Origin of the sequence: Staphylococcus microti (genome assembly GCF_000934465.1) — a bacterium.
GTDB classification, from domain to species: domain Bacteria; phylum Bacillota; class Bacilli; order Staphylococcales; family Staphylococcaceae; genus Staphylococcus; species Staphylococcus microti.
In genome coordinates this window covers 1-225 of sequence record NZ_JXWY01000130.1, presented here as the reverse complement: position 1 = coordinate 225, position 225 = coordinate 1, and the positions used below count along the sequence as shown (strand labels likewise).

The following is a 225-nucleotide window of genomic DNA, read 5'->3' as shown; positions in this document are numbered from 1 at the left end:
ATATATCTTGGCTGTGCAAGATTGCCCAGGTGTCTAGATCTGGTTTTTATGCGTGGAAAAAACGAGAAGAGAAACGTATTGAACGTGAGAAAAATGATGAAAAAGATTTTGATTTAGTTTTAGCAGCGTTTAATAAACGAGGGTATTCTAAAGGTTCAAGAAGCATTCATATGACCCTCTTACAACAAGGTATTATCATGAATCGTAAGAAGATTGTTAGACTTA

The 225-nt window shown here is 34.7% G+C and carries 1 protein-coding gene; it reads left to right on the top strand.

The genetic code is table 11. From position 1 onward, the window contains the following. Window positions 1-29: 29 nt before the first annotated feature. Window positions 30-225, top strand: a 196-nt coding sequence (locus TP70_RS10190) for an IS3 family transposase (protein ID WP_169743617.1), incomplete at its 3' end; no start/stop codon positions are given.